5 protein-coding genes are annotated in these 3,127 nt (G+C 63.1%); 3 read left to right on the forward strand and 2 right to left on the reverse strand.

What is annotated here, in order from left to right; all coding sequences use genetic code 11:
- Positions 1 to 142 precede the first annotated feature (142 nt).
- Together NUW87_RS11180 and NUW87_RS11185 are read right to left on the reverse strand one after the other, a co-directional pair.
- Positions 143 to 898 carry a hypothetical protein gene (locus tag NUW87_RS11180; protein ID WP_239219668.1) on the reverse strand — a complete coding sequence of 252 codons (756 nt, stop codon included), beginning with the start codon at positions 896 to 898 and terminating at the stop codon, positions 143 to 145.
- Positions 899 to 904: 6 nt separating this feature from the next.
- Positions 905 to 1,303: a DUF3151 domain-containing protein gene (locus NUW87_RS11185; RefSeq protein WP_239219667.1), complete on the reverse strand. Its 399-nt coding sequence runs from the start codon at positions 1,301 to 1,303 to the stop codon at positions 905 to 907.
- Between the two features lie 107 nt (positions 1,304 to 1,410).
- Here NUW87_RS11185 and NUW87_RS11190 point away from each other — a divergent pair, with 107 nt between their 5' ends.
- From NUW87_RS11190 to NUW87_RS11200, 3 genes are read left to right on the forward strand one after another with little or no spacing between them, the layout of a single operon-like run.
- Positions 1,411 to 1,932 (forward strand): hypothetical protein, encoded by a 522-nt coding sequence (locus NUW87_RS11190; RefSeq protein ID WP_239219666.1) that lies wholly within the window; start codon positions 1,411 to 1,413, stop codon positions 1,930 to 1,932.
- Between the two features lie 9 nt (positions 1,933 to 1,941).
- Entirely contained in the window at positions 1,942 to 2,469 is a 528-nt protein-coding gene (locus tag NUW87_RS11195) for a hypothetical protein (protein ID WP_239219665.1), read from the forward strand.
- An 11-nt stretch (positions 2,470 to 2,480) separates the two neighbouring features.
- A complete protein-coding gene (locus tag NUW87_RS11200; protein WP_239219664.1) occupies positions 2,481 to 3,002 on the forward strand; it encodes an ankyrin repeat domain-containing protein in 522 nt (173 codons plus the stop codon).
- The last annotated feature ends 125 nt before the right edge of the window (positions 3,003 to 3,127 follow it).

Raw genomic sequence — 3,127 nt, forward strand, 5'->3', positions numbered from 1 at the left:
GATGTCCAATAAGTGACCAGACTCCGCGTCCAAAAACTCACCAGACTCCATGTCCAAAAAGTGTCAAGACATGACAGGTCTAGCAGGCTGGGCGAGGCTGCTAGACCATCAGTTGGGTAAACGGCTAGGAGCCTGTGCCTTATTAGTCGTACGTGCCGAGCAGGTACCCGACGGGGTAGTGCCAGTTTTCGTAGAACTTCTCGGTGTCCCCCGAGACGGCTTCAATGCCGCCGTTCGCCGGACGGATGTCGGCGGAGTAGTGGTTGACAAAGCCGTCGGCGGTGAATTGGCCGCGCTCCGACCACGCAACGGTGGCGCCGCCGTTTTCTAGCGGCGTGATTTGGTCGATCTGGCCGAAGAGTTTCACCTCGCTTGCCGGTTCGCCGTCGACGTACAGCGCCAACCCGTCCGCGATCGATCCCGCGAGGCCCTGCGGCCCGTTCTCACCGCCGAGCGAGCCCTTGAAGGTGATCCAGCTCAGCGGCGCGCACGGGTCGTACTGGTTATCGATGTCCTCGATCCAGTAGTTGGTGTCAGACCCGTTATCCGCCGGCATGCGGCCCGGGGCGGTGCCGGTGGCGTACTGCTGGCGTGGGTCGGAGGGCAGGTGAGCGCAGTTGTCGCCCTCGGGTGCTGCTGCGGCAGGAGGGGCGGTCTTGTCGGCTGGTGGCTGCGCGACTGTCTCGGTGACGGTTTTCTCCTGGGTGTTTTCCTGGGCGCGTTCCTTGGTCACCGTCTCCGCCCCGGCCCCGCCGATGGATGCGGTGACGGTCGGCGCCATCCCGCCGGTATCCGCAGCTGTGTCCGCTGTCGTGTCTTCCGTGGCGCTGCACGACGCAATCGCGAGCGCCGCCGGAACTACAAGAAGGAGCTTGGTGGCTTGGTTGATTCGCGTCATACCTCGTTAGGGTAGGAGCTTTGCCACGCTTTCTGGGTCCGCATCGGAGAGCAGCTGGCGGCAGCGGTCGTATTCTGCCTGGTCACCGATCTTCTGTGAGGTTACTGCCAACATCGCAATCGCCTTCAGCACGCCCTGATTCGGCTCGTGCGAGGCGGGGACCGGGCCCCAGCCTTTCCAACCGTTTGCGCGCAGGCGGTCCAAGGAGCGGTGGTAGCCGGTGCGGGCGTAGGCGTAGGCGATGAGTGCGTCGCCGCCGTCGAGTTCACGCTCGGCGCGGGCAGCCCAGACTGCGGGGGAGTCGGGGTGGGCGAGCGCGGTGTCGTCGGCAAGCAAATCCTTGCCCGCGGCCGGATCGGCGGGCAGCTCGATGGGCTTCGGGGCGAGCATGTCGTTGATTTCCATGGCCGCCAGGCTACTAGTTTGCTGGCAACCCGTGCCGGGCCCGGCATTCGCGCATATTGTGGTGCGCGTAACCCGATGTGATCTGTGTCCCACACCGAGGAGCACCAATGGCAAGCCCGCTGTATGCCGCCCAAAACGGCACCTACGAGGAGTTTCTGGAGGTCTACGACCCGGAAGCGAACGACGCGACGGAGATGCTGTGCGCGGGACTGATCAACCGCGACCCGGAAGCGCGCGAGAAGATCAGCAACGACATGCTGGACCGCGGCGCCGATGCGACGGTGGTGGATTACGGGCAAAACACGCTGACGCTGCTGCTGAGCCACGACCGGCTCGCTGACAGCGACCCGGCACTGGCGCAGCGGCTTATCGACGGCGGCGCCGACGTGAATTTCCGAAACAGCGGCGGTGATGTGCCCATTCGGCTGGCAGTTCGTGTCCGCGTCGACGACGACGAGCAGCGCCGCCCGCTGTACGAGGCATTGTTCGCTGCAAACGTGGACTTGGACGAGCCGTCGAGTGTCCGCAACCCGATAAACACGATCGGGAAGTGGCTGCGCATGAACGTGGACGGGCGCCCCGGCAAACTCGATGTCCTGGACGAGTTTCTCAAGGACAGAGGCTACTAGGAGGCGGCGATGGCAAGCCCGACGTACACGGCGAAGAAGGGCACCTACGAGGAATTCCTCGAGGTGTTCGACCCAGAGGTGAATGACCCGACGGACATGTTGTTTAACGGCCTTACCAACAAGGACCCGGAAACCCGCGCCGCGATCTGCAACGACATGCTGGACCGGGGCGCGGATGCGTCGAGAGTCGAATACGGGCAAAACGCGCTGACTGTCCTGCTAGGCAGGCACCGTCATCTGGGTTCCGGTGATGCGGCGCTTGCGCAGAGGCTTGTCGACGGCGGCGCCGACGTGAACTACCGCGAACGCCGTGGATCGCTGGTGGCGCAGCTGGCAGTCGAGATCCGGGTGGACGACGACGAGCAGCGTCGGCCGCTGTACCAGGCCCTGTTTGGAGCAAAAGAGCTGGATTTGGATCTTCCGTCCAACGCACACGAGCCAGTCATGAGCATCGGCGAGTGGCTGCGCATGAACGCCGACGGCCGCCCGGAAAAGCACTATGTCCTCGACGAATTCTTGAAAAGCAGAGGTTACTAGAAGGAGCACTTATGGCAAGCCCGCTTTATGTCGCCCAAAACGGCACCTACGAGGAGTTTCTGGAGGACTACGACCCGGAGACGAACGACGTGACAGAGATGTTGTGCGCGGGACTGATCAACCGCGACCCGGAGGCGCGCGAGAAGATCAGCAACGAAATGCTGGACCGCGGCGCCGATGCGACGGCGGTGGATTACGGGCAGAACACGTTGACGCTGCTGCTCAGCCACGACGATCTCGGCGACGGCGACCCAGCCCTCGTGCAGCGGCTTGTCGAAGCCGGCGCCGACGTGAACTTCCGCGAAAGCCACGGGGACACGCCGATCAAGCTCGCGGTGAAGATCGGAGCGGAAAGTGACGAGCAGCGCCGTCCGATTTATGAAGCGCTGTTTAGCAAGGATGTGGACTTGGACGAGCCGTCAAGTGTCCGCAACCCCAAGAACAAGATCGGCGAGTGGCTGCGCATGTGCGTGGACCACCAGCCGGAGGGGCTCAAGGTCCTCGACGAGTTCCTCACCGCCCGCGGCTTCTAGGGGCGCGTGCGGGGAGTTCGTCGCAAATTTGTACGAATCAACAACGTGCCCTCACTGTCAGGCTGGTTGTGAACAACGATCCGTAGGAGGTTTTGTTCATGACTTTGCTCGATGTTCCAGTGTTG

Source organism: Corynebacterium pilbarense, from assembly GCF_026930265.1.
Lineage (GTDB): Bacteria > Actinomycetota > Actinomycetes > Mycobacteriales > Mycobacteriaceae > Corynebacterium > Corynebacterium pilbarense.

Excerpts from the sequence above, each read along its gene's own strand:
- NUW87_RS11185 (WP_239219667.1), bottom strand. The coding sequence starts at position 1,303 with ATGGAAATCAACGACATGCTCGCCCCGAAGCCCATCGAGCTGCCCGCC.
- NUW87_RS11190 (WP_239219666.1), top strand. The coding sequence starts at position 1,411 with ATGGCAAGCCCGCTGTATGCCGCCCAAAACGGCACCTACGAGGAGTTT.
- NUW87_RS11200 (WP_239219664.1), top strand. The coding sequence starts at position 2,481 with ATGGCAAGCCCGCTTTATGTCGCCCAAAACGGCACCTACGAGGAGTTT.
- NUW87_RS11180 (WP_239219668.1), bottom strand. The coding sequence starts at position 898 with ATGACGCGAATCAACCAAGCCACCAAGCTCCTTCTTGTAGTTCCGGCG.
- NUW87_RS11195 (WP_239219665.1), top strand. The coding sequence starts at position 1,942 with ATGGCAAGCCCGACGTACACGGCGAAGAAGGGCACCTACGAGGAATTC.